Annotated in this window: 21 protein-coding genes, 1 tRNA gene and 1 other RNA gene; 9 read left to right on the top strand and 14 right to left on the bottom strand. The window is 57.0% G+C overall.

The window, feature by feature from the left end:
* Nucleotides 1-15: 15 nt before the first annotated feature.
* Genes rutG through rutA form a run of 7 tightly spaced genes read right to left on the bottom strand, consistent with a single transcriptional unit; the run spans nt 16 to nt 5,450 of the window.
* Complete coding sequence (rutG, locus tag ACOTXR_RS18125; protein ID WP_045269383.1) at nt 16-1,338, bottom strand: pyrimidine utilization transport protein G; 1,323 nt, start codon at nt 1,336-1,338, stop codon at nt 16-18.
* Nucleotides 1,339-1,359: 21 nt separating this feature from the next.
* Complete coding sequence (gene rutF, locus ACOTXR_RS18120; protein ID WP_023332659.1) at nt 1,360-1,854, bottom strand: NADH-dependent FMN reductase RutF; 495 nt, start codon at nt 1,852-1,854, stop codon at nt 1,360-1,362.
* Between the two features lie 9 nt (nt 1,855-1,863).
* Nucleotides 1,864-2,454, bottom strand: coding sequence for a malonic semialdehyde reductase (locus tag ACOTXR_RS18115; RefSeq protein WP_014883307.1), 591 nt, complete (start codon nt 2,452-2,454; stop codon nt 1,864-1,866).
* A 9-nt stretch (nt 2,455-2,463) separates the two neighbouring features.
* On the bottom strand, nt 2,464-3,264 hold the full coding sequence (rutD, locus tag ACOTXR_RS18110; protein WP_058689780.1) for a pyrimidine utilization protein D: 801 nt from the start codon (nt 3,262-3,264) through the stop codon (nt 2,464-2,466).
* Nucleotides 3,265-3,271: 7 nt separating this feature from the next.
* Nucleotides 3,272-3,658 (bottom strand): pyrimidine utilization protein C, encoded by a 387-nt coding sequence (rutC, locus tag ACOTXR_RS18105; RefSeq protein ID WP_014883309.1) that lies wholly within the window; start codon nt 3,656-3,658, stop codon nt 3,272-3,274.
* Between the two features lie 11 nt (nt 3,659-3,669).
* Entirely contained in the window at nt 3,670-4,359 is a 690-nt protein-coding gene (gene rutB, locus ACOTXR_RS18100) for a pyrimidine utilization protein B (RefSeq protein ID WP_014883310.1), read from the bottom strand.
* A complete protein-coding gene (rutA, locus tag ACOTXR_RS18095) occupies nt 4,359-5,450 on the bottom strand; it encodes a pyrimidine utilization protein A (RefSeq protein WP_014883311.1) in 1,092 nt (363 codons plus the stop codon). Before rutA ends, rutB begins: the two co-directional genes overlap by 1 nt.
* A 243-nt stretch (nt 5,451-5,693) precedes the next feature.
* Between rutA and rutR the strand changes: the two genes are divergently transcribed.
* Nucleotides 5,694-6,332, top strand: coding sequence for an HTH-type transcriptional regulator RutR (gene rutR / locus ACOTXR_RS18090; RefSeq protein WP_058689779.1), 639 nt, complete (start codon nt 5,694-5,696; stop codon nt 6,330-6,332).
* Here rutR and ACOTXR_RS18085 read toward each other — a convergent pair.
* Together ACOTXR_RS18085 and putA are read right to left on the bottom strand one after the other, a co-directional pair.
* The gene (locus ACOTXR_RS18085; RefSeq protein ID WP_014883313.1) at nt 6,329-6,724 is read right to left on the bottom strand and encodes a lysozyme inhibitor LprI family protein; all 396 of its coding nucleotides are present in this window, start codon (nt 6,722-6,724) and stop codon (nt 6,329-6,331) included. The genes rutR and ACOTXR_RS18085 overlap by 4 nt on opposite strands.
* A gap of 102 nt (nt 6,725-6,826) precedes the next feature.
* A complete protein-coding gene (gene putA, locus ACOTXR_RS18080; RefSeq protein ID WP_078310201.1) occupies nt 6,827-10,789 on the bottom strand; it encodes a trifunctional transcriptional regulator/proline dehydrogenase/L-glutamate gamma-semialdehyde dehydrogenase in 3,963 nt (1,320 codons plus the stop codon).
* Nucleotides 10,790-11,211: 422 nt separating this feature from the next.
* Between putA and putP the strand changes: the two genes are divergently transcribed.
* Nucleotides 11,212-12,720, top strand: coding sequence for a sodium/proline symporter PutP (gene putP / locus ACOTXR_RS18075; RefSeq protein ID WP_014883315.1), 1,509 nt, complete (start codon nt 11,212-11,214; stop codon nt 12,718-12,720).
* Nucleotides 12,721-12,837: 117 nt separating this feature from the next.
* Nucleotides 12,838-13,257: a DUF3574 domain-containing protein gene (locus ACOTXR_RS18070; RefSeq protein ID WP_078310203.1), complete on the top strand. Its 420-nt coding sequence runs from the start codon at nt 12,838-12,840 to the stop codon at nt 13,255-13,257.
* Between the two features lie 69 nt (nt 13,258-13,326).
* Here the strand turns inward: ACOTXR_RS18070 and ACOTXR_RS18065 are convergent, their stop codons facing one another.
* Entirely contained in the window at nt 13,327-14,511 is a 1,185-nt protein-coding gene (locus tag ACOTXR_RS18065; RefSeq protein ID WP_058689776.1) for a NupC/NupG family nucleoside CNT transporter, read from the bottom strand.
* A 251-nt stretch (nt 14,512-14,762) separates the two neighbouring features.
* Here ACOTXR_RS18065 and efeU point away from each other — a divergent pair, with 251 nt between their 5' ends.
* The 5 genes from efeU (at nt 14,763) to ACOTXR_RS18040 (ending at nt 21,256) form a co-directional block, all read left to right on the top strand.
* Nucleotides 14,763-15,596, top strand: coding sequence for an iron uptake transporter permease EfeU (gene efeU, locus ACOTXR_RS18060; RefSeq protein WP_014883318.1), 834 nt, complete (start codon nt 14,763-14,765; stop codon nt 15,594-15,596).
* A gap of 40 nt (nt 15,597-15,636) precedes the next feature.
* The gene (efeO, locus tag ACOTXR_RS18055; protein WP_058689775.1) at nt 15,637-16,764 is read left to right on the top strand and encodes an iron uptake system protein EfeO; all 1,128 of its coding nucleotides are present in this window, start codon (nt 15,637-15,639) and stop codon (nt 16,762-16,764) included.
* Between the two features lie 5 nt (nt 16,765-16,769).
* On the top strand, nt 16,770-18,053 hold the full coding sequence (efeB, locus tag ACOTXR_RS18050) for an iron uptake transporter deferrochelatase/peroxidase subunit (RefSeq protein ID WP_014883320.1): 1,284 nt from the start codon (nt 16,770-16,772) through the stop codon (nt 18,051-18,053).
* Between the two features lie 499 nt (nt 18,054-18,552).
* Nucleotides 18,553-19,344 (top strand): phosphate starvation-inducible protein PhoH, encoded by a 792-nt coding sequence (gene phoH / locus ACOTXR_RS18045; RefSeq protein ID WP_014883322.1) that lies wholly within the window; start codon nt 18,553-18,555, stop codon nt 19,342-19,344.
* A 406-nt stretch (nt 19,345-19,750) separates the two neighbouring features.
* A complete protein-coding gene (locus ACOTXR_RS18040) occupies nt 19,751-21,256 on the top strand; it encodes an alanine/glycine:cation symporter family protein (protein ID WP_023332665.1) in 1,506 nt (501 codons plus the stop codon).
* Between the two features lie 175 nt (nt 21,257-21,431).
* On the opposite strand, the gene ACOTXR_RS18035 is transcribed toward ACOTXR_RS18040, so the two are convergent.
* The 3 genes from ACOTXR_RS18035 to ACOTXR_RS18025 all read right to left on the bottom strand — a co-directional run bounded on the left by ACOTXR_RS18035 (nt 21,432) and on the right by ACOTXR_RS18025 (nt 23,214).
* Nucleotides 21,432-21,519: transfer RNA gene (locus ACOTXR_RS18035), tRNA-Ser, on the bottom strand.
* Nucleotides 21,520-21,656: 137 nt separating this feature from the next.
* The gene (locus tag ACOTXR_RS18030; protein ID WP_058689774.1) at nt 21,657-22,334 is read right to left on the bottom strand and encodes an isochorismatase family protein; all 678 of its coding nucleotides are present in this window, start codon (nt 22,332-22,334) and stop codon (nt 21,657-21,659) included.
* A gap of 19 nt (nt 22,335-22,353) precedes the next feature.
* Nucleotides 22,354-23,214: a pirin family protein gene (locus ACOTXR_RS18025; protein WP_023337078.1), complete on the bottom strand. Its 861-nt coding sequence runs from the start codon at nt 23,212-23,214 to the stop codon at nt 22,354-22,356.
* Nucleotides 23,215-23,323: 109 nt separating this feature from the next.
* Between ACOTXR_RS18025 and ACOTXR_RS18020 the strand changes: the two genes are divergently transcribed.
* On the top strand, nt 23,324-24,229 hold the full coding sequence (locus ACOTXR_RS18020) for a LysR family transcriptional regulator (protein WP_058689773.1): 906 nt from the start codon (nt 23,324-23,326) through the stop codon (nt 24,227-24,229).
* Nucleotides 24,230-24,361: 132 nt separating this feature from the next.
* On the opposite strand, the gene ACOTXR_RS18015 is transcribed toward ACOTXR_RS18020, so the two are convergent.
* Nucleotides 24,362-24,499, bottom strand: a non-coding RNA gene (locus ACOTXR_RS18015) — RtT sRNA.
* Nucleotides 24,500-24,559 lie beyond the last annotated feature (60 nt).

Raw genomic sequence — 24,559 nt, 5'->3', positions numbered from 1 at the left:
AAAGCAGCACTCATTTCAGGTTGAGGGGGTGATGGCTTCAGCCTGCGCTTCATCCCCTTTACGGCGGCTCAGCAGGGCGTTAAGCAGAATTGCCCCGAACGTTGCCGTGCCGATCCCACCAATCGTAAATCCGCCCAGCGTCAGGGCGAAATCGCCCGCGCCCAGCACCAGCGTGACCGCCACCATAATCAGGTTGCTGTTCTGGCTCAGATCGACCCGATGCTGCACCCAGATTCGCGCGCCGGCCACGGCGATCAGCCCAAATACCACAATCGATGCCCCGCCGATGACCGGCGACGGAATGGTGTGGATCAGCGCGCCGAACTTCGGAGAGAAACCAAGCAGTATCGCCATCGCCGCTGCCGCGACGAAGACCAGCGTCGAGTAGACTTTGGTCACCGCCATCACGCCGATATTTTCGGCATAGGTGGTGACGCCGCTGCCGCCCACGGAGCCGGAGATCATGGTTGCCAGACCGTCACCGACAAATGCCCGGCCCATGTACGGGTCCATACTGCGGCCGGTCATTCCCGCGACCGCCTTCAGGTGACCTAAGTTCTCCGCCACCAGGATCACCGCCACCGGTGCGATAAGCATCATTGCCTGGGTGTTAAAGGTGGGGGAAGTGACCTGCGGCAGGCCAAACCAGGCAGCCTGATGGAGCAGGGTAAAATCGACCGGCTTGCCGAGACCGAAAACGTTCGCCAGCAGAGCGTAAACCAGACAGGCGACAATCAGCCCGACCAGAATCAGCAGACGCTGGATCATCCCGCGCGTAAACACCGCCACCAGGCCGATACACAGCACGGTGATCACCGCCATCCAGCTTTCAAACGGCGAGCCGGAGACGCTTTTCACCGCGATCGGCGCCAGGTTCAGGCCAATCGCCATGACGACGGCACCGGTCACCACGGGAGGCATCATGCGTTCGATCCAGCGCGTGCCGATCTTCATCACCACCAGACCAATCAGGGTATAGACCAGGCCGCAGGCGATGATGCCGCCGAGCGCCACGCTCAGGTTAGGGTTGATCCCCTGGCCGTTAAATCCGGTTGTGGCGATAACCACCCCGACAAACGCGGCGCTGGAGCCCAGATAGCTGGGCACGCGCCCACCGGTGACAAAAAAGAACAGCAGGGTGCCGATACCCGACATCAGAATCGACAGGTTGGGATCAAGCCCCATCAGCATCGGCATGAGTACGGTCGCACCAAACATCGCGACTGCATGCTGGACGCCCATCACCATCGTTTGTCCGAGCGGGAGTCGTTCATCCGGCGCGACCACGCCTGCTTCTGTGGAGGTCGATTTCAACTGCCAGTGGGGAAATCCGAACATGGTCTGTCTCCTTAAAGCGCCTTAGCAGGCGGGTCGCATAAGCGCGTGGTAGCCGCGGTCAAACCACACCAGCCCTTGCGGCGCGGGGTGGCGAACAATCGAAACAATGTCGCAAAACAGAATGTCGTGGGTACCGACGCTCACCACCTGGCTGATGCGGCAGTCAAACGAGGCCAGCGCATCCTCCAGACGCGGACACCCCGTATCGCCCGTTTGCCAGCGGGCGGCGGCAAAGCGCGTCTCCATTGGCGTTTTGCCGCCAAACAGGTTGGATAGCGGCTCTTGTCCGGCGCTCAGGGTGTTCACGCACAGCGTGCGGTTTTCGCTAAACGTCGGCCAGACGGACGCGCCGCGGTTCAGGCATACCAGCAGGGTGGGAGGCGAATCCGTGACGCTGCACACCGCGCTGGCAGTGAATCCCGCCATTCCCGCCGGGCCGTCGGTGGTGATGATGTTGACTGCCGCGCCAACGCAGGCCATGGCGTCGCGAAAGGTTTGTTTATCCGGTGTCGTCATGATTGCTCCTTACGCCAGCCCGCAGGCATCTTCGAACGCCAGACGCGGCAGGCGTCCGTAAAGTTTGTTCGTATCACCATAGCCAATGTTGATCAGCAGATTGCTTTTAAGCAGCGTGCCGGTGAAAAAGGCCTCGTCGACCTTTTGTCGGTCAAAGCCTGACATCGGGCCGGTGTCCAGCCCGAGGGCGCGACAGGCGAAAATCAGGTAAGCAGCCTGCATTGAGCTGTTGCGAAATGCCGTCTCTTCGGCGAGCGCCGGGCTGGTGGTAAACCAGCTTCTGGCATCGCCGTGCGGGAACAGTTCCGGCAGGCGCTCATAAAACTCGCTGTCCCAGGCCACAATCGCCGTGACCGGCGCGGTGAGCGTTTTTTCCAGATTGCCGCTGGAGAGCGCCGGGCGCAGCTTCTCTTTTCCCTCTGCGCTGCGCACAAACACGATTCGCGCCGGGGAGCAGTTGGCGGAGGTTGGGCCCCATTTCATCAGGTCGTAGATTTCGCGCAGCGTCTCGTCACTGACGGGCAGATTCTGCCAGCCGTTGTGGGTACGGGCGCCGGTGAATAGCGTTTCGCGCGCCGCAGGATTAATGGCTTCGCTCATTAAAGCTCCTTATAAAGCGGGTTCAGGACTGTGCAGCAGGCTGGCAAGCCCGTTCAGCAGCAGGGTGTTAAAGGTGTTCGGTTCGGTGACGTTGCAGGCATGCCCGCCCTGGCGCATGACCACGCTGTGGCTGCGTGGGAGAGCCGCCTGTAGCTCAGTCGAGCAGACAGAGGGCACCAGCATGTCGTCGGCGGAACAGATGAGGTGTACCGGACAATGAATACGCGCGGCGTGGCGGGTGAAATCCGCTTTCTTCAGGGCGCTGAGCCTGTGCAGCAGGTTGCTTTTGCCCTGGAAATGGGCCAGCGCCAGCGCTTCTTCGGCCTCCAGGCGGGGCGCACGAGCAGCCATCCAGTCTGCCGGGTAGAGAAACAGCGGCTGCGCCTCTACCCACGCCTGCGCGCCGCCGGAATGCAGCAAACGCTCGCGGATCTGAAAACAGCGTCGGGTATGGGCGTTGAGGGTTAGCCAGCCGTTGACGCACACCAGCGCGGTGAGCGCATCAGGTCTGTCGAGGGCCAGCTGTAGCCCGATCAGCGCGCCCAGCGCATGCCCTACCACGCAGTAGCGGGCGATTCCGACTTCAGCCAGCGCTATGGCCAGTTCGTCCGCCATTTGCGCCAGGCTATAGCCTTCCGGCAGGGTGTCGCGGTTATTACCCGTCCCCCGCTGGTCATAGCACACCACCTGATACTCCGGCTCCAGCGCGGCCAGCTGGGGCAGCCAGTAGCTGCCGCTGCCGCCGAGACCGGCAATGAGGACTACCACGGGTGCCCCCTCATACGGGGGCGGTGAGACGGAGAGTTTCATGGCCGCCTCACTTCGCAATGTGCGCAACGGTGGCAATTTCAACCAGCGCGTCAGGCTTCACCAGCCCGCACTGTATACAGAACCGGGCCGGCTTATCGCCGGGGAAGAACTCGGCGTAGATCTCGTTAATCGCGGCGTAGTTTTTCCAGTCGGTGATAAAGATGCTGTTGAAGGTCACATCCTCCATCGTGCCACCCGCCGTTTCGATCACGCTTTTGATCGTCTCCAGCACGTGGCGGGTTTGTGCCTTTGGGTCGTTGATAAACACCACGTTGTTGTCTTTATCAAACGGCAGCGTACCGGAGACATACACCACGCCGTCGGCGAGCGTTCCGGGGACAAACGGGGCAATCGGTGTGCTGGTGCCCGGCGGAATAATCACGGATTTCGGCATCGTCGTTCTCCTCAGGCGATACGGGCGAGCGGCGGATTCAGGGCATCGCAGAACGCTGCGACGTTACTCACCCAGCCAAAAAAGGTTTCGATATTGAACAGGGCCGCTTTCTGCGCGAATTCCGGCCCGGCCTGATGGGTCGCGTCTTCCAGCACCACGCCAAAATACTCAAGGAAAAAGCCGTCGCGCAGGGTCGACTCCACACAAACGTTGGTGGCGATGCCGGTAAAGACCAGGTGACGAATGCCCCGGCTGCGCAGCAGGCTGTCGAGCGGGGTGTTGAAAAAGCCGCTGTAGCGCGGTTTGGGCAAGACAATATCACCTGCCTGCGGGACCAGCTCGTCCACCAGCTGATAATCCCAGCCGCCTTTTGCCAGCAGCTTGCCCTGCAGTTCAGGGTTTTTGCGCATCGTTTTCAGGGCGTTGGACTTGTGGAAGTTGGGCGAGCCGGGGCCACCGGCCTCCACGTACTGGTCGTCCCAGCCGTTCTGGAACCAGACGATGAGCATGCCGGCTTCCCGTGCGGCGCTGACGGCAGTGTTGATGTTCGCAATGACCGGCTGCGTGGCGGAGACGTCGAACCCCGCCAGATCCAGATAACCCCCTTTACTGGCGTAGGCGTTTTGCATGTCCACCACGATCAGCGCGCTCTGCTGCGGCGCAAAGGTGATGGCTTCCGGGCGAGCGTTTAAGGTCGTCATTACGCAACCTCCTTCGTGACGGCAGGAATGTGGGCGCGGCATTGCATCAGCGGCTGGATGCGCTCGCCGAAGGTTTCCACACCGGTGAGGAAATCATCGAAGGTCAGCAGAACGCCCTCTGCGCCGGGTACGGCGGCGACTTCGTCGAGCATTCTGGCAACGCTGGCATAGGATCCAACCAGCGTGCCCATATTGATATTGACGGCGGAGGTGGGGTCAGCCATCTGGCGGACATTGGTGTCTGCGCCGGAACGGGTATCTTTCTGGCTCTGCTCGGTAAGCCAGCTCAGGGCCTCCTCGTCGGCACCGTCCTTGTAACACTCCCATTTCGCGCGTGCGGCCTCGTCGGTTTCGTCGGCAATCACCATAAACAGCACGTAGGAGCCCACGTCGCGCCCGGTTTTGTCGGCAGCCTCTTTCATGCGCGCCGCGGTGGGGGCGAAAGCGGCAGGGGTGTTAACGCCTTTCCCGAAGCAGAAGTTAAAGTCGGCGTATTTGGCGGAGAATTCCATCCCCGCGTCGCTCTGCCCGGCGCAGATCACCTTCATCGGCACCGACGGTTGCGGGCTGACGCGGCAGTCGTTCATGGTGAAGAAGTCACCTTTGAAATCGCTTTTGCCGGTGCCCCAGAGATCGCGCAGGACCTGCACGTATTCGGTCAGGTAGTCGTAGCGACGCGAGAAGTAATCGTCACCCGGCCAGAGCCCCATCTGCTCGTACTCCGGCTTTTGCCAGCCGGTCACCAGGTTCACGCCAAAGCGTCCTCCGGAGATCGAGTCGATGGTTGAGGCCATGCGCGCGACGATCGCCGGTGGCAGGGTGAGCGTGGCGGCGGTAGCGTAGATCTGAATCCGCGAGGTGACCGCGGCCAGTCCTGCCATCAGGGTGAAGGACTCCAGGTTGTGATCCCAGAATTCGGTTTTGCCGCCAAAGCCGCGCAGCTTGATCATCGAAAGTGCAAAGTCGAAATGGTAGTGCTCCGCTTTTTGCACGATGGCTTTATTCAGTTCAAAGGTCGGCATGTATTGCGGGGCAGTGGTCGAGATAAGCCAGCCGTTGTTGCCGATAGGTACAAATACGCCAATTTTCATCACGAACCTCTCTTCACTACGTTGCAGGTACTGGCGTTTTTGCAAAGGGAGTGCCAGTTTTGAAAATGACTTTGTTATTAATGTGTTAATCGAAAGTTGGCGTATTGATGCGGTTAAAAGTGGACTAACTGGTCAAAAACATTGCACAGAAAACAGGCATTCATGCGCGATGGGAGTGCAGAATGTCGTGGCGAGACGGGGGTTTTGCTATGCTGAGGGCAACGCAGAATAAGGAGAGCGGGAATGACACAAGGCGCAGTGAAAACACCAGGTAAACGGTCACAGGCAGTCAGCGCCAAGAAGCAGGCTATTCTCAGCGCGGCGCTGGAGACGTTTTCACAGTTTGGCATTCACGGCTCGCGGCTGGAGCAGGTAGCGGAGCAGTCCGGGGTTTCCAAAACCAATCTGCTCTACTACTACCCGTCGAAAGAGGCGCTCTATGTGGCGGTGATGCAGCAGATCCTCGATATCTGGCTGGCGCCCCTGAAAGCGTTCCGCGCAGAGCTGGCCCCGCTGGTGGCGATCAAAGAGTACATCCGCCTGAAGCTGGAGGTGTCACGCGATTACCCGCAGGCGTCGCGCCTGTTTTGTCTTGAGATGCTGCAGGGCGCGCCGCTGTTGCAGGCTGAGCTGACGGGGGATTTAAAGCAGCTGGTGGACGATAAGTCGGCGATTATTGCCGGCTGGGTCGCCAGCGGAAAGCTGGCGCCGGTCGATCCGCAACATTTGATCTTTATGATTTGGGCCGCCACCCAGCATTACGCTGACTTTGCGGCCCAGGTCGAGGCGGTGACCGGGAAAACGCTCCAGGATGAAGCGTTTTTCCACAGCACCCTGGAAAACGTACAGCGGATGATTATCGAAGGGATCCGCGTGCGTTAGTTTCCCGGCGGGAGAGGGCAGCTTAAATCGCCCTCTTCACATTGCATCAGCGAGGCCAGAAACGCTTCTCGCTCCGCGGTTTTCTCTGCCAGGCACTGATTGACAATCATTGGCTGAATGCTTCCACCTTCCGTACCCGAACCGATAAACGTGCAGTCTGCATCCCGCAGGGTAATCCACGCCTGCTGCGCTTTTTTTAGCAGGTCACGCTGGGGGGCTGCCGCCCGTTTGATAGCGGCCTGATACGTCGCGTTGAGCTTCTTATCCGCCGCCTGGTACTGCTGCGCGCTACAGGTGTTCAGTTCAAGCTGGGTGGTGGCGTTGTCGCACTCGTTGGCCAGCGCGCTGGTGCTCAACAGCAGTGCGGCACCTGCGAGAAATACTCTTTTCATCATCCCCTCCGTGTAAAAAAAAGCCGGATGCGCTATGCATATCCGGCCTAAGATTCTTTGTAGCCCCGGTAAGCGTAGCGCCACCGGGGAGAATTTACACGATTAACCGATGGTCATCAGGCTGGCGTTACCGCCCGCCGCCGCGGTGTTGACGCTGAGCGAACGCTCCACGTACAGACGCTCCAGCAGCAGGTTGGTTTCCCCACGCGCAAAGCCCTGTACCGAAACAATCGCCCCGCTGCGGGCCGCCACCTGTTCGCACAGTTCGCGCAGCTGGTCGGAATCACCATGATAAATCACGGCGTCAAACGGCTGCGTCAGCAGCGCATCGGCCTTCGCGAAGCGAATGCGGGCTGAAACGGCTTTTGGCAGCTGTTTTGCCAGGTCGCGATGCAGCGCATCTTCCGGCCACAGCACTTCACATCCGGTTGCCATCGCGGCAGCCAGCTGTACCAGCGCATCCTGCTCGTTATCCGCTACGCAGAGTACGTGCTCGCGCGGCATCAGCGTCCAGGTGTTGCGCTCGCCGGTTGGCCCCGGCAGCAGACGCTGCGTGCCAGCCTGCGCCAGCTCGCCGTACTGCTGCGCAATGGCACGCAGTTCAGGACGTTTTTCCGCCCAGGCGATCAGCGCTTCAAGCGGCTGCGTCAGCACGGTTTTCAGCTGCGCGTCGACCGGATAGTCTGCGTCCTGACGTGCCAGCGTCACGCCCAGCGCGTTCTCCGGACGGTTCGCCAGCAGACGGTACAGGTAAAGCGGACCGCCCGCTTTCGGACCGGTGCCGGACAAACCTTCACCGCCGAACGGCTGTACGCCCACGACCGCGCCGACCATGTTGCGGTTAACGTACAGGTTGCCCACTTTGGCGCTGCCGGTCACCTGCGCGATGGTTTCGTCGATACGGGTGTGTACGCCAAGCGTCAGGCCATAGCCGGAGGCGTTGATCTGATCGATCAGTTCATTAAGGTTGTTACGGTTGTAACGCACCACGTGCAGCACCGGACCGAAGACCTCTTTTTTCAGCTCGTCGAAGCTTGCCAGCTCAATCAGCGTTGGCGGCACGAAGGTGCCGGTCTGCCACTCGCGGGCATCTTCGCTGTTCTCACGCACCGCCTGGAACACCGGACGGCCTTTGGCGCGCATGGTCTGGATGTGGTTTTCGATATTGGCTTTAGCTTCCGCGTCAATCACCGGGCCGATGTCGGTGGTGAGGCGCCCCGGGTTGCCCATACGGCATTCGGCCATCGCGCCGCGCAGCATCTTCAGCGTGTGGTCGGCCACGTCATCCTGCAGGCACAGTACGCGCAGGGCGGAGCAGCGTTGACCGGCGCTGTCGAACGCCGAGGCCAGCACGTCAACCACCACCTGTTCGGTGAGGGCAGAGGAGTCAACGATCATGGCGTTCATGCCGCCGGTTTCCGCGATGAGCGGGGTAGGACGACCCTGCGCATCCAGACGGGTAGCAATATTGCGCTGCAGCAGAGAGGCAACTTCGGTCGAGCCGGTAAACATCACGCCGCGTACGCGGTTATCGGAGGTCAGTTTAGCGCCGACCGTTTCGCCGCGGCCTGGCAGCAGCTGGACCACGCCCGCAGGTACGCCGGCTTCCAGAAGAATGTTGATGCCCTGCGCGGCAATCAGCGGGGTCTGCTCTGCCGGTTTGGCCAGCACGCTGTTACCTGCGGCAAGGGCGGCGGCAATCTGGCCGGTAAAAATAGCCAGCGGGAAGTTCCACGGGCTGATACACACGACCGGTCCGAGCGGACGGTGGGTTTCGTTATCGAAATCATCGCGCACCTGACCCGCGTAGTAGTGCAGGAAGTCCACGGCCTCACGCACTTCGGCGATAGCGTTGCTAAAGGTTTTACCCGCTTCACGCACCAGAATGCCGATAAGCGACTGCATCTGATCTTCCATCAGCACGGCAGCACGCTCCAGAATGGCGGCACGCTCCTGCGGCGGGGTGGCAAACCAGATTGGCGCGTTGTTGACCGCACTGTCCAGCGCCTGATCCACTTCCGCTTCGGTGGCTTCGCGTACATAGCCGACGATATCTTTTGGCTCTGCCGGGTTGATAACCGGCTGCATTTCACCGTCCTCGACGGACTGCTCAAGGATCGGTTTCGCCTGCCATTTCTGCAGCGCGCTGTTGAGCAGGGCAGAGGAGAGGGACGCCAGACGATGTTCGTTCGCCAGGTCCAGACCCGCAGAGTTGACGCGGCCTGCGCCATACAGCTCGCGCGGCAGGGCAATCTTCGGATGTGGCAGACCAATCTGACCTTCCTGGGCCGCCATCTTCTCAACGGCCTGCACCGGATCGGCCACCAGCTCGTCGAGCGGCAGCGTGGTGTCGGCGATGCGGTTTACGAAGGAGGTATTCGCGCCGTTTTCCAGCAGACGACGCACCAGGTACGCCAGCAGCGTTTCGTGCGTACCTACCGGCGCATAAATGCGGCATGGGCGGTTAAGCTTGCCATCCGCTACCTTACCGGTCACCTGCTCGTACAGCGGTTCACCCATGCCGTGCAGGCACTGGAACTCGTACTGGCCAGGATAATAGTTTTGACCCGCCAGGCTGTAGATTGCCGCCAGGGTGTGGGCGTTATGGGTAGCGAACTGCGGGTAGATCAGGTTCGGCACGCCGAGCAGTTTTTTCGCACAGGCGAGATAAGAGACGTCGGTGTAGACCTTACGGGTATAGACCGGATAGCCTTCCAGACCTTCCATCTGGGCGCGTTTGACTTCGCTGTCCCAGTAGGCGCCTTTCACGAGGCGGATCATCAGGCGGCGACGGCTGCGGCTTGCCAGGTCAATCAGATAATCAATGACGAACGGGCAGCGTTTCTGGTACGCCTGGATAACGAAGCCAATGCCGTTCCAGCCCGCCAGCTCTGGCTCGAAGCACAGTTTTTCCAGCAGATCGAGGGAGATCTCCAGACGGTCGGCCTCTTCGGCGTCGATATTGATGCCGATGTCATACTGGCGCGCCAGCAGGGTCAGGGACTTCAGGCGCGGGTAAAGCTCCTCCATCACGCGGTCGTACTGCGCGCGGCTGTAGCGCGGGTGCAGGGCGGACAGTTTGATAGAGATACCCGGACCTTCATAAATACCGCGGCCGTTAGAGGCTTTACCGATGGCGTGGATCGCCTGCTGATAAGAGACCATGTAGGCCTGCGCGTCGGCGGCAGTCAGGGCCGCTTCACCGAGCATGTCATACGAGTAGCGGAAACCTTTGTCTTCCAGCTTGCGGGCGTTCGCCAGCGCTTCGGCAATGGTTTCGCCGGTCACGAACTGCTCGCCCATCAGGCGCATCGCCATGTCCACGCCTTTGCGGATCAGCGGCTCGCCGCTCTTACCGATGATGCGGTTCAAAGAGCGTGACAGGTTGGCTTCGTTATGGGTTGAGACCAGTTTTCCGGTAAACAGCAGGCCCCAGGTGGCGGCGTTAACGAACAGGGACGGGCTGCGGCCAATGTGCGAATGCCAGTTGCCGTTGCTGATCTTGTCGCGGATCAACGCGTCGCGGGTGGCTTTATCCGGAATACGCAGCAGCGCTTCCGCCAGACACATCAGCGCCACGCCTTCCTGTGAAGAGAGGGAAAACTCCTGCAGCAGACCCTGCACCATCCCGGCGCGGCCGGTGGCGGTTTTTTGGTTGCGCAGCTTGTCGGCCAGCTGATACGCCAGGCTGTGCGCCTGAGCGGCAATGGCTTCCGGCAGGCGGGCCTGCTCCAGCAGCATCGGCACGGCGTCGGTTTCGGCACGACGGTAAGCGCCGGTAATGGCGGCACGGCTGACGGACTGCGGCAGGATCTGCTCGGCGAATTCGAGGAACGGCTGGTGGCTTTCGTCACCAGCGGCGGGTGCATCCTCGCTTTCATTGGCGGCACCCGCCAGCAGGGCAGGCAGTTCTGGCAGGCCTTCGTCGCTCTCCAGTCTTTCCAGATAGTTAAAAATCGCCTGCTTGATTAACCAGTGCGGTGTGCGGTCAATGCGGGTCGCTGCGGTTTTAATCCGTTCGCGGGTAGCGTCATCCAGCTTAACCCCCATGGTGGTCATCCCCATGCCAAAACTCCTGTTGTTCTGTAATCGCGTTTTGTAGATGGCATGAAATATCCACCATGTTGCAACTTTGTGCAACTGTGTTAAATGTGACCTGGTTTGCAACCCAGAAAATGAATGGATTGTTAATGATTGGTTAGCTGGAAAAAAGCGCTGGCTTCTGCATGAGAAGCCTGTTTTTATGCGGTACTTAACACTTTTAAAAGGTGCAACCCGTATAAGTGTGAGCGAGTGCAACCTATAGGAAACTCGTATCAAACCGGGGATGAATTTGATGTAAATGCAGTGTTAAATCGTTTGTCAGCGGGATGCGCATACGGCAGGATAGCGCGCCCAATGGAAACACATACACACATCACTACGTTCCGGTGATGACATAACAAGGCAACCCGGACGGTTGTCGCTCGACATTTTGGAGAATTTGAATGGCTATTAGCACACCGATGCTGGTGACATTTCTCGTTTATATTTTTGGCATGATCCTGATAGGGTTTTTGGCATGGCGTTCAACAAAGAACTTTGACGACTACATTCTCGGCGGCCGCAGTTTAGGCCCGATGGTGACCGCGCTGTCTGCGGGCGCATCCGATATGAGCGGCTGGCTGCTGATGGGGTTACCGGGCGCGATTTTCATCTCCGGTATCTCTGAAAGCTGGATTGCCATCGGCCTGACCCTTGGGGCGTGGATCAACTGGAAGCTGGTAGCAGGCCGTCTGCGCGTGCATACCGAAGCGAACAACAATGCCCTGACGCTGCCGGATTACTTCACCGGACGTTTTGAAGATAACAGCCGCATTCTGCGCATTATCTCCGCGGTGGTGATTCTGCTGTTCTTCACCATCTACTGTGCTTCCGGCATCGTGGCGGGTGCGCGTCTGTTCGAGAGCACCTTTGGCATGAGCTATGAAACCGCGCTTTGGGCGGGCGCCGCGGCGACCATTCTCTATACCTTCGTGGGCGGATTCCTGGCGGTAAGCTGGACCGACACCGTGCAGGCGAGCCTGATGATCTTCGCCCTGATCCTGACCCCGGTGATTGTGATTTTCACCGTTGGCGGCTTCGGTGAATCGCTGGAAGTGATCAAGCAGAAGAGCATTGAAAACGTCGACATGCTGAAAGGGCTGAACTTCGTGGCCATCGTCTCTCTGATGGGCTGGGGTCTGGGCTACTTTGGTCAGCCGCACATTCTGGCGCGCTTTATGGCCGCTGACTCTCACCACACGATTGTTCATGCCCGTCGTATCAGTATGACGTGGATGATCCTCTGTCTGGCGGGTGCCTGTGCGGTTGGCTTCTTCGGCATCGCTTACTTCAACAATAACCCGGCGCAGGCAGGTGCAGTAAACCAGAATGCCGAGCGTGTGTTCATCGAACTGGCGGGCATTCTGTTCAACCCGTGGATTGCCGGTATTCTGCTCTCCGCAATTCTGGCGGCGGTGATGTCGACTCTGAGCTGCCAGCTGCTGGTCTGCTCCAGTGCGATTACCGAAGATCTCTACAAAGCTTTCCTGCGTAAAGGTGCGAGCCAGAAAGAGCTGGTATGGGTCGGGCGCTTTATGGTGCTGTTAGTGGCGCTGATTGCCATCGCGCTGGCGGCCAATCCTGATAACCGCGTTCTGGGTCTTGTGAGCTATGCGTGGGCGGGCTTTGGTGCGGCGTTTGGTCCGGTGGTTCTCTTCTCCGTTCTGTGGTCACGCATGACCCGCAACGGCGCGCTGGCGGGGATGATCATCGGAGCGGTGACCGTTATCGTCTGGAAGCAGTTCGCGTGGTTGGGTCTGTATGAAATCATCCCGGGCTTCATCTTCGGCAGCATCGGTATTGTGGTGTTCAGCCTGCTGGGTAAAGCACCGTCTGCTTCCATGCAGAAACGCTTTGCGGAAGCGGACGCGCACTACCACACTGCACCACCGACGAAGCTTCAGGCTGAGTAAAAAAACCTATTCCCTCCTGTAAGCCGGGTAAGCGCTAGCGCGACCCGGCTTTTTTCTTGCCAAAATGCGTAAATTACGTTGATATCGCTGCACTTATAACAATGAGGATAGCGAACAATGACCATCAAAACAGGGCTTATGGCGGCGGCATTATTGATGCTCGCAGGCTGCAACGCACCCGCGCAACACGCGGCAATGGAGACCTGCAAAGCAGATAACCAGATGCAGCAAACCACGCTTTATTTCGGACTGAATCGTCCGGCCGGAGCGCAGATCACAGGCAACGAGTGGCAGCAGTTTGTTGACCAGGACGTGACGCCGCGCTTTCGGGACGGCTTAACGGTGTTTGATGCACGTGGCCAGTGGCTGGGGAATGACGGGAAAGTGGCGCGCGAGCCGAGCAAAGCGCTGATGCTGATCCACGGTAAAGACGCGCAGAGCGAGAAGAATATCGAAGCGTTGCGCGGGATTTATAAATTACGCTTCGCGCAGGAGTCGGTGATGCGGGTCGATCAGCCGGTGTGCGTGCAGTTTTAAGCAAAATGGCGGGATAGTTTTGTAGGCCCGGTAAGGCGTAGCCGCCACCGGGCACAAACCGCACAAAACTTACAACACTAATCCCGCAAAGCTCGCGGACAGCAGGCTCACCAGCGTCGCGCCGTACACCAGGCGCAGACCAAACCGCGAAACAACGTTCCCCTGCCGCTCGTTCAGGCCCTTGATGGCGCCTGCGACGATACCAATAGACGCGAAGTTAGCGAACGACACCAGGAAGACGGATAAAATGCCCAACCCGCGCGGTGACATCTGATGGGCAATTTTTTGCAGCTCAATCATCGCCACAAATTCATTTGCCACCAGCTTGGTTGCCATAATACTGCCGGCGTTGAGCGCATCACTCAGCGGAATACCGATGAGCCACGCCAGCGGATAAAACACATAACCCAAAATCTGCTGGAAGCTCATGCCGAATACGCTGGAGAAGAGGGCGTTAACGGCGCTAATAAGCGCGATAAAGCCAATCAGCATCGCCAGAATAATCATCGCTACCTTAAAACCGGCCAGAATATACTCCCCGAGCATTTCGAAGAAGCTCTGGGATTCATGCAGTTTTTCCAGCTTGATATCCGGCTCCGATTCCGGACGCACCGGATTAATGACGGAGAGAATAATGAAGGTGCTGAACATGTTCAGGATCAGCGCCGCAACGACAAATTTGGCGTCAAGCATGGTCATATATGCGCCGACAATCGACAGGGAAACGGTCGACATGGCGGTCGCAGCCATGGTGAACAGACGGCGCGAGGAGAGATCCCCCAGCACGCCTTTGTAGGCAATGAAGTTTTCCGACTGGCCGAGGATCAGCGAGCTCACCGCGTTAAACGATTCCAGCTTGCCCATACCGTTCAGTTTTGACAGCAGCGTCCCGATAACCCGAATAAAAATCGGCAGGATCCGCCAGTGCTGGAGAATACCAATCAATGCGGAAATAAAAATAATCGGGCAAAGCACGCCAAGGAAAATGAACGCCAGCCCTTTTTCACCCATTCCGCCAAAGACAAAATTGGTGCCTTCGCCAGCAAATTTCAGCAGGGATTCAAAGAAGCCGGAAACGTATTTAATCAGGAATAACCCACTTTCGGCATGCAGGAAAAAGAACGCCAGGGCAATCTCAATAACAATCAGCTGTAAAACATAACGAATGCGAATTTTTCGGCGGTCGAAACTCACCAGCCAGGCGAGCGCAAGAATAATCACCAGCGCCAGCAGGAAATGGATAATCTTAAACATGGTTTATTTTCACTTGGTTTTCGAGGCAGATATTTAGCCACAGCGCTGATTAACCGTAAACGGGCATTTTCGTTATAACTTATAAACGTAATGATTACGTTGACAACTATTATCAGGCTTCGCGTTTACAACTCGTCATCAAAACATCCCACATTTCGCTTGTTTTTCTTCTCGGCGTAATGATAATCACTATCACAAGAATTTACCTTTCTTTGCATCAGTTGACCGCGATAAACATTTAAGGTGTCGGCATGTTTGTTCCATTTCTCATTATGTTACGTGAAGGGCTCGAAGCGGCTCTGATTGTCAGCCTTATCGCCAGTTATCTGAAGCGAACCCAGCGCGGACGCTGGATTGGCGTCATGTGGATTGGCGTGTTCCTCGCCGCGGCGCTCTGTCTGGGCCTGGGTATCCTCATCAACGAAACCACCGGCGAGTTCCCGCAGAAAGAGCAAGAGCTGTTTGAGGGGATTGTCGCCGTCATTGCGGTGGTGATTCTGACCTGGATGGTGTTCTGGATGCGTAAGGTCTCCCGCAATGTGAAAGTCCAGCTGGAGCAGGCGGTGGATAACGCCCTGCAAAAAGGCAACCATCACGGCTGGGCGCTGATCATGATGGTCTTTTTTGCGGTGGCGCGTGAAGGGCTGGAATCGGTCTTCTTCCTGCTGGCCGCCTTCCAGCAGGACGTAGGCATCTGGCCGCCGCTGGGGGCAGTGCTGGGGCTGGCAACGGCCGTTGTGCTGGGTTTCCTGCTCTACTGGGGCGGTATTCGCCTTAACCTGGGGGCGTTCTTCAAATGGACCAGCCTGTTTATTCTGCTGGTCGCCGCGGGGCTGGCGGCTGGGGCGATCCGCGCCTTTCATGAAGCGGGCCTGTGGAACCACTTCCAGGACGTGGCGTTTGATCTCAGCAATGTCCTCTCCACACACTCTCTGACCGGCACTCTGCTCGAAGGTATCTTTGGTTACCAGGAGACACCGAGCGTCAGCGAAGTGGCGATGTACTTTATTTATCTGGTGCCGGCGCTGGTGTTGTTTGCGATGCCGCCGCGTACCGGCACACAGGCGACGCGCGTCGCGCCGTAATAGTTGATTTAGTTACAACATACTTTTAAAGGGAAGAGTCATGGCAATTCAGTTCCGTCGTAGTGCGTTATGCGCAGGCATTGCCGCGCTGTTCGCTTCCGCATTTTCCGCCTGGGGGGCCGATGTTCCTCAGGTCAAAGTGACCGTCAATGACAAGCAGTGCGAGCCGATGACCCTCACGGTGAACAGCGGTAAAACCCAGTTCATTATTCAGAACCACAGCCAGAAGGCGCTGGAGTGGGAGATCCTGAAAGGGGTGCTGGTCGTCGAAGAGCGTGAAAATATCGCCCCTGGCTTCAGCCAGAAGATGACCGCCAACCTCCAGCCGGGCGAGTATGAAATGACCTGCGGTCTGCTGACCAATCCTAAGGGTAAGCTGATCGTTAAAGGTGAAGCGACGGCGGATGCGGTGAAAGGCGCTGCGGTGCTGAGCCTGGGTGACGCGATTACCGCTTATAAAGCATACGTTACCAAAGAGACGGCAGATCTGGTGGCGGGCACGAAAGCCTTTACCGATGCGGTGAAAGCCGGTGATATCGAAAAAGCCAAATCCCTTTATGCACCAGCTCGTCAGCACTACGAGCGCATCGAGCCGATTGCCGAGCTGTTCTCTGACCTTGATGGCAGCATTGATGCCCGCGAAGATGATTTCGAGCAGAAGGCCGCCGATCCGAAATTCACCGGCTTCCACCGTCTGGAGAAAGCCCTGTTTGGCGACAACACTACCAAAGGGATGGAAAAATACGCCGAACAGCTGAACGGCGACGTGCTGGAACTGCAAAAGCGCATCAGCGAGCTGGCCTTCCCGCCTTCAAAAGTGGTGGGCGGCGCGGCGGGTCTGATTGAAGAAGTGGCCGCAAGCAAAATCAGCGGTGAAGAAGATCGCTACAGCCACACCGACCTCTGGGACTTCCAGGCCAACGTCGACGGTGCGCAGAAAATTGTCGATCTGCTGCGTCCTCAGCTGCAGAAAGAGAACAGCGAACTGCTGGCAAAAGTGGATGCCAACTTCAAAAAAGTCGACACCATTCTGGCGAAATACCGTACCAAAGACGGATTTGAAACATACGATAAGCTGACCGACGCCGACCGTAATGCGCTGAAAGGCCCGATTACCGCCCTGGCGGAAGATCTCTCTCTGCTGCGCGGCGTACTGGGTCTGGACTAAGCACGATGAACAAGAATGGCAAATTCGACGAGGTAGAACCTTCCCGTCGTCGGTTGTTAAAAGGGGTAGGGGCGCTGGGCGGCGCGCTTGCCCTTGCAGGCGGCTGCCCGGTGGCGCATGCGGCGAAACCGCAAAGCGCACCTGGCACGCTGTCCCCCAATGCCCGCATGGAGACGCAGCCTTTTTACGGCGATCATCAGTCGGGCATTCTGACGCCGCAGCAGGCCTCCATGATGCTGGTGGCGTTTGATTCGCTGGCCAGCGATAAAGCCGATCTGGAACGTCTGTTCCGCCTGCTGACGGCACGCATTGCGTTTCTGACCGCAGGTGGACCGGCGCCGGACACGCCTAATCCGCGCCTGCCGCCAATGGACTCCGGTATTCTCGGGGCGTTTATCGCGCCCGATAACCTGACCATTACCGTGTCGGTCGGAGAGTCGCTGTTTGATGGCCGCTACGGCCTGACAAAGCAGAAGCCGAAAGCGCTGCAAAAAATGACGCGTTTTCCAAACGATTCCCTCGACGCGGGGTTGTGTCATGGCGACCTGCTCCTGCAGATTTGCGCCAATACCCAGGACACGGTGATCCACGCCCTGCGCGATATCATCAAGCACACCCCGGATCTGCTCAGCGTGCGCTGGAAGCGGGAAGGGTTTATCTCTGACCACGCTGCGCGCAGTAAAGGGAAAGAGACGCCGGTTAACCTGCTGGGCTTTAAGGACGGCACGGCCAACCCGGACAGCAGCAATGCTGCGCTCATGAAAGAGGTGGTGTGGGTGACGGCGGATCAGGGCGAACCGGCGTGGGCCGTCGGCGGCAGCTACCAGGCGGTGCGCATTATCCAGTTCCATGTGGAGTTCTGGGACCGCACGCCGCTGAAAGAGCAGCAGACCATTTTCGGCCGCGACAAGCAGAGCGGAGCGCCGCTCGGTATGACGCATGAGCATGATGTGCCCGACTATGCCCGCGATCCCAATGGCGATGTGATTGCGCTGGACAGCCATATTCGCCTCGCCAATCCGCGCACCAAAGAGACGCAGTCCAGCCTGATGATGCGTCGTGGCTACAGCTACTCGCTCGGCGTGACCAACGCAGGCCAGCTCGATATGGGCCTGCTGTTCGTCTGCTATCAGCATGACCTTGAAAAGGGCTTCCTGACCGTGCAGAAGCGCTTAAACGGCGAAGCGCTGGAAGAGTATGTAAAACCCATCGGCGGCGGCTACTTCTTTGCCCTGCCTGGCGTGCGCGACCGGAACGCGTATCTCGCGCAAGATCTGATTGAAGCCTGATAATTGTCCCTGCGAGAGTTCGCGGGGACATTATTTTTTCCTATGACAAACATATTGTTATATTTCTGTAATATTTCTATATAAGACTAAATCCGCTGCAGGAGCAGTCTGAAAAGTTGCAATCAGGTAAAATAAATGTTGCATTTATGATAATTCCTGATGTACTTAAGATAAGACAGCGGTAGTCCCCGGCAGTGATGCTGAATCACTATGGAGATCGCGAATGGTTGCGTCCTGTACTGGACAAGGTAAACATAACAACCGCAGCACCCGGCGCGGAGGCTCAGACTCCGGCAGCGATTTCCTCACCACTAAATTCTCCCCCTCTCCTCAAGAATCTGATTCGACCGACGTGCAGACTGGTGCGCGTAGCCGTTCTGTATCGTCATCTGATAAAGCAAGCAATGGCTTACAAGGAAGCCAACCCTCTGATGTTCGTGCGCATAATCGTGCCGACGCTGGCACGTGTGATGAATACCAACAACTCAAGGTGCTATCCATGGGAAGACAAAAAGCAGTGATCAAAGCTCGTCGCGAGGCAAAACGTGTGCTGAGACGGGACTCACGTAGCCATAAACAGCGTGAAGAAGAATCGGTCACCTCGCTTGTGCAGATGAGTGGCGTAGAAGCAATTGGCATGGCCCGAGACAGCCGTGATCATTCTCCAATTGTGGCGCGCAATGAGGCTCAGGCGCACTACCTGAATGCTATCGAGAGTAAACAGCTCATCTTTGCAACCGGTGAAGCCGGATGCGGGAAAACCTGGATCAGTGCAGCCAAAGCGGCGGAAGCGCTGATCCATAAGGACGTGGAGCGCATTATTGTTACCCGTCCGGTACTGCAAGCGGATGAAGATCTCGGCTTCCTGCCCGGCGATATTTCGGAGAAGTTTGCCCCGTACTTCAGACCCGTCTATGACGTGCTGGTGAAGCGTTTGGGTGCATCCTTTATGCAGTACTGCCTGCGACCAGAGATTGGCAAGGTGGAAATCGCGCCGTTCGCCTATATGCGAGGACGTACATTTGAAAATGCGGTCGTCATTCTTGACGAGGCTCAGAACGTGACCGCTGCGCAAATGAAGATGTTCTTAACGCGCCTCGGGGAGAACGTGACGGTCATCGTTAACGGCGACATTACCCAGTGTGACCTGCCATCCGGCGTGAAATCCGGGCTGAGCGACGCGATGTCACGTTTTGAGGAAGATGAGATGATTGGGGTGGTACGCTTCACGAAAGAGGATTGCGTGCGTTCGGCACTGTGTCAGCGGACGTTGCAAGTCTATTCCGACTGAAGGTAAAACATTACCGTTTTATCCTTCTTCAGTAATCCCTTCCCGGCATCATGCCGGGAAGCTTCTTTTATTCCTGTGCTCTACTCGCGCCTGGTTATCTTTTAATAGATCGCCTGTCGTACGGAATTCATCATTTCGGTATTTATTTCAGCGGTGGGTTTTTATCACGCCTGGCGAAATGTGATGCGTATTTATAATATCCACAAAATACCCATGAATATCATGATCGCGCTAATTGTTCGTTCAAATTTAAACGTGAATGTTGTCACATAATGTTACTAAGTTGTAAAAATTAAGTTGGTGTATTGAGGGTAATTATCTATGTTTCGTACTGATTCAAACAACATTCTAACAAGAAAATCCCATGGGGAACCGTTTCCCTGGAACATCACGTTGAGGGTCATACATGAACGAACTGGTTGGTGCAATTAACGGTGTTATCTGGAGCCCGGCGTTAATATTCTTATGTCTGGGTGTCGGTCTCTATTTCTCATTACGTAGTCGTTTTTTGCAGTTACGTCATATAAAACATATGATTACCTTGATGTTCCAGGGGCGTCCTACCGATGCAGGGGTATCGTCTTTCCAGGCACTGACGATGACGCTGGCAGGGCGAGTAGGGACCGGAAACATTGCTGGTGTCGCCACCGCAATCACCTTCGGTGGACCGGGCGCACTTTTCTGGATGTGGATGGTGGCGTTTTTGGGTGCCAGCTCAGCGTTTGTGGAATCTACGTTGGGCCAGGTTTATAAAGAAAAAATCAACGGTGAATATCGTGGCGGTCCTGCCTTTTATATCGAAAAAGGATTAGGGGTCAAATGGTATGCATGGTTATTTGCAGTCGTCACCATTTTCTCCTGCGGTTTATTAATGCCAGGGGTTCAAGCAAACTCGATTGGCGCCAGCCTGGAGATAGCTTTTGGGCTTGATCCCAATGTCACGGCGGCGTTACTTGCCGTACTGTTAAGCTTTATTATTTTCGGTGGTGTGAAAAGGATCGCCAGTTTTAGCAGTATGGTCGTTCCGTTTATGGCACTCGGCTATATTATTGTGGCTTGCGTTATTATCGCGATTAATATTACCGAGCTTCCTGGTGTTATTCTGCTGATCTGGAAAAGTGCTTTTGGCTTTGAAGCGGGCTTTGGCGCGATTCTGGGTCAGGCGATTATGTGGGGCGTTAAGCGCGGCGTCTATTCCAACGAAGCGGCACAGGGGACCGGACCGCATGCTTCATCTGCGGCAGCGGTGAGCCATCCGGTGAAACAGGGGCTGGTGCAGGCCTTCTCAGTTTATATCGATACGCTGTTTGTCTGCTCCGCGACCGGGTTTATGCTGCTGATCACCGGGCTGTATAATGTTCAGGGCGTCGATGGCGCTGCACTCTATACGGGGATTGCAGGCGTGGCCGCAGGTCCTGGCTATGTTCAGACGGCGATGGAAAGTATGATGCCGGGCTTTGGTAATTACTTTGTTGCCATTGCGCTGTTCTTCTTCGCCTTTACCACCATTATTGCGTACTACTATATCGCCGAAACCAATATCGCCTACATCAACCGTAAAATTCACCGTCCCTGGCTGACATTCCTGCTCAAATTATGTTTGATGGCTTCCACCGTGTACGGGACCGTCCGCACCGCGGATCTGGCATGGGGACTGGGGGATATTGGGGTTGGGATGATGGCATGGCTTAACATTATTGCCATTGTACTTTTACATAAAAAAGCCTTTGTCAGCCTTAAGGATTATGAAACCCAGAATGCACAGGGACTGGATCCACAGTTTGATCCGGTTCGACTGGGAATTAAAAATGCCGATTACTGGCTGGGAGAGCGTAAGGATGAACCGGCTGCGAATCCGGGGCAGACGACTTCTGTCGTGAGAGAGCAAAGCGCAGGGAAACTGAACAATTAATCGTGACAGCCCGTATCGCAATACGGGCTCAGACTGCTGACAACGTTTCGCCCGGCGGCGCTACGCTTGCACGGGCCTACGGGTTTTGTCGAACCCCGGTCGGGGATTCTCATCCCCCGCTGGAGAATATAAAAGAAAAAAGCCCGTACTTTCGTACGAGCTCTCATCTTGAATATGGCGGTGAGGGGGGGATTCGAACCCCCGATACGTTGCCGTATACACACTTTCCAGGCGTGCTCCTTCAGCCACTCGGACACCTCACCATATTGTTTTGCTGCCTGACCGCGTGGGGGGCAACGGGGCGCTACTATAGGGAGTTGCGCTTACACGGTCAAGCAGATTTTCTGTATTCGTGCTTGTTCGGTTAAGCCTTAATCAGCACATGCCGCTGAGGGCTGAATTAACGCTGTGAATCGAGCACTTCGCTGTTTTTAACTACTTCCTGAGCTTTGCTATAGCTTTCGATCAGCAGCTGGTACGCCGGGAAGATATGGGTGTACACCTCAGCCCACTCCGCAGCATCTTCGCGGTTCCAGGTTCGCTGGATCTCAGACGCCACCGCCGCGGTGTCCATCGGTACCACACCGGCCTGCATCACACGCGCGAGGGTGATCTCCTGCGCCATTTTGCTGTAGGTCCCGGAGGCGTCAATTACCGCAAAGACTTTATACCCATCCGCAACCGCGCTGATCGACGGGAAGGCCATGCAGACGCTGGTGATCGTGCCCGCAATGATCAACGTTTTGCGTCCGGTAGCGTTTACCGCCGCCACAAACTCCGGGTTATCCCAGGCGTTGATTTCACCTTTGCGGGCCACGTACTGAGCATGCGGCGCATTGGCGTGGATCTCCGGGATAAGCGGGCCGTTCGGTCCTTGTGGGACGGAAGCGGTGGTGATCACCGGGATCTTCGCCAGGGTGGCGATTTTTGCCAGCGCCGCCGCACGGGCGCGCAGTTCTGGCATCGGCATATCGCCGACGGTCTGGAACAGCCCGCTCTGGTGGTCGATAAGCAGCATGACCGCATCGTTTACGTCAATGACGGGACGTGTACCGTTGAAGTTTGCAGGGGTAGACATTTTGCGCTCCTTATTACGTTTAGATCTGGCCGAAGCGGCCGGAGTTGAAATCACGAATGGCTTCCGCGATTTCGGTTTTACTGTTCATCACAAATGGGCCATAGCCCACAATCGGTTCATTCAGCGGCTCGCCGGCCATCAGCAGTACTTTTGCGTCGCCGTTTGCTTCCAGATGAAGCTTGTCGCCTTGCTGACTGAATACGATCAGCTGTGCCTCACCCGCTGGCGTGGTGCCGTTCACCGTTACGCTGCCCTCAAGTACCACCAGCGCCGTGCTCCAGCCTTCAGGCTGATTGAGCGTCAGGTGGCTGCCCTGGCGTAGTGTCAGATCCCACACATTCAGCGGTGAGAAGGTATGAGCCGGGCCAGTCACCTCGTCAAAGCGGCCGGCGATGACGCGCAACGTTCCGCTGCTATCCGGCAGCGTGACGACAGGGATATCCGCCTTCGTGATGCTCTGGTAACCGGGCGCTGCCATCTTGTCTTTGGCGGGCAGGTTGACCCACAGCTGCATCATTTTCAGTTCGCCGCCTTTCTGCGAGAACGCGCTGGAGTGGAACTCCTCGTGCAAAATGCCTGCGCCCGCCGTCATCCACTGCACGTCGCCCGGTCCGATGACCCCGCCTTTGCCGCTGGAGTCACGATGTTCCACTTCGCCGGAGTAGACGATGGTGACCGTTTCAAAGCCACGGTGAGGGTGCTCGCCCACGCCACGCTTCGCGCCATCCGCCGGGAAGGTGTAGGGACCGGCATAGTCCAGCAGCAGGAACGGACTGAGTGATTCACCGTGCGTCTGGTAGGAAAACATCGAACGAACCGGGAAACCGTCTCCGACCCAATGGGGACGAGGTGCGGTATAGACGCCTGTTACGTTTTTCATGATTAACTCCTGATGTGCTGTTGATGTAATTAGCTTATATTCAGAGCTAATATCCCGTTAGAGAGTGAAAATGACATTCACTGTTCTTAAAATGGAACAATGGGGGCATATGCAGGATCTCAATGATTTCGTGTGGTTTGTGAAAGTGGTGGACCACGGTGGGTTTGCAGCGGCAGGTCGGGCGCTCGATCAGCCTAAATCGAAACTGAGCCGCCGGATTGCGCAACTGGAAGAGCGACTGGGTGTGCGGTTGATACAGCGTACCACGCGGCAGTTTACGGTGACGGAGGTGGGGCAAACGTTCTATCAGCACTGTAAAGCCATGCTGGTCGAGGCTGAAGCGGCGGAGGAGGCGGTGGCTGCCTTACAGGCTGAACCGCGCGGTGTTGTCAGGATAACGTGTCCTGTCACGTTGCTGCACGTTCATGTGGGGCCCATGCTGGCGCGGTTTATGTCGCGTTACCCGGGGATCAATCTTCAGCTGGAGGCCACCAACCGGCGGGTTGACCTGGTAGGTGAAGGCATTGACGTGGCGATCCGCGTTCGTCCGCGTCCGTTTGATGACAGCGATCTGGTGTTAAGGGTGCTGGCTGACAGAGGACACTGCCTGGTGGCGAGCCCGGCGTTGATTGAGCGGATGGGCAACCCGGTGATGCCTGCTGAACTCAGTGACTGGCCGGGTTTAAGTATGGGGGCGGGCAAGCAACTGCATAAATGGGATCTGAGCGGTCCGGAGGGAGCGAAAGCCGAAATCCACTACACGCCGCGCTTTATAACTACCGATATGCTGGCGCTGCGGGAAGCGGCGATGGCGGGCGTAGGCGTGGTGCAGTTGCCGATTTTAATGGTTAAAGATCAGTTGGCGAAAGGGGAATTGGTGCGGGTTCTGGATGCCTGGGAGCCCAGACGGGAAGTGATCCACGCGGTATATCCTTCGCGGCGCGGTCTACTGCCATCGGTCAGGACGCTGGTCGATTTTCTAACCGAAGAGTATGCACGGATGGTGGAGGAGTAAATTCTTTGTAGGTCGGGTAAGCGAAGCGCCACCCGACACCATCACCGCAGAGGAAGCAAAGTTCGAATCCCCCCCGCTGGAGAATATAAAAGAAAAAAGCCCGTACTTTCGTACGAGCTCTCATCTTGAATATGGCGGTGAGGGGGGGGATTGACTCGCTTCGCTCGCCCTGCGGGCAGCCTGTTCGCTGCGCTCTCAGTCTGTCCAACTGGCTACGCCAGTTGTCGAACCCCGGTCGGGGATTCTCATCCCCCCCTGTTGGAGAATATAAAAGAAAAAAGCCCGTACTTTCGTACGAGCTCTCATCTTGAATATGGCGGTGAGGGGGGG

The organism is Enterobacter cloacae complex sp. IR53030 (genome assembly GCF_049238365.1).
Lineage (GTDB): Bacteria > Pseudomonadota > Gammaproteobacteria > Enterobacterales > Enterobacteriaceae > Enterobacter > Enterobacter kobei.
This window is presented reverse-complemented; position numbering and strand designations above follow the sequence as displayed.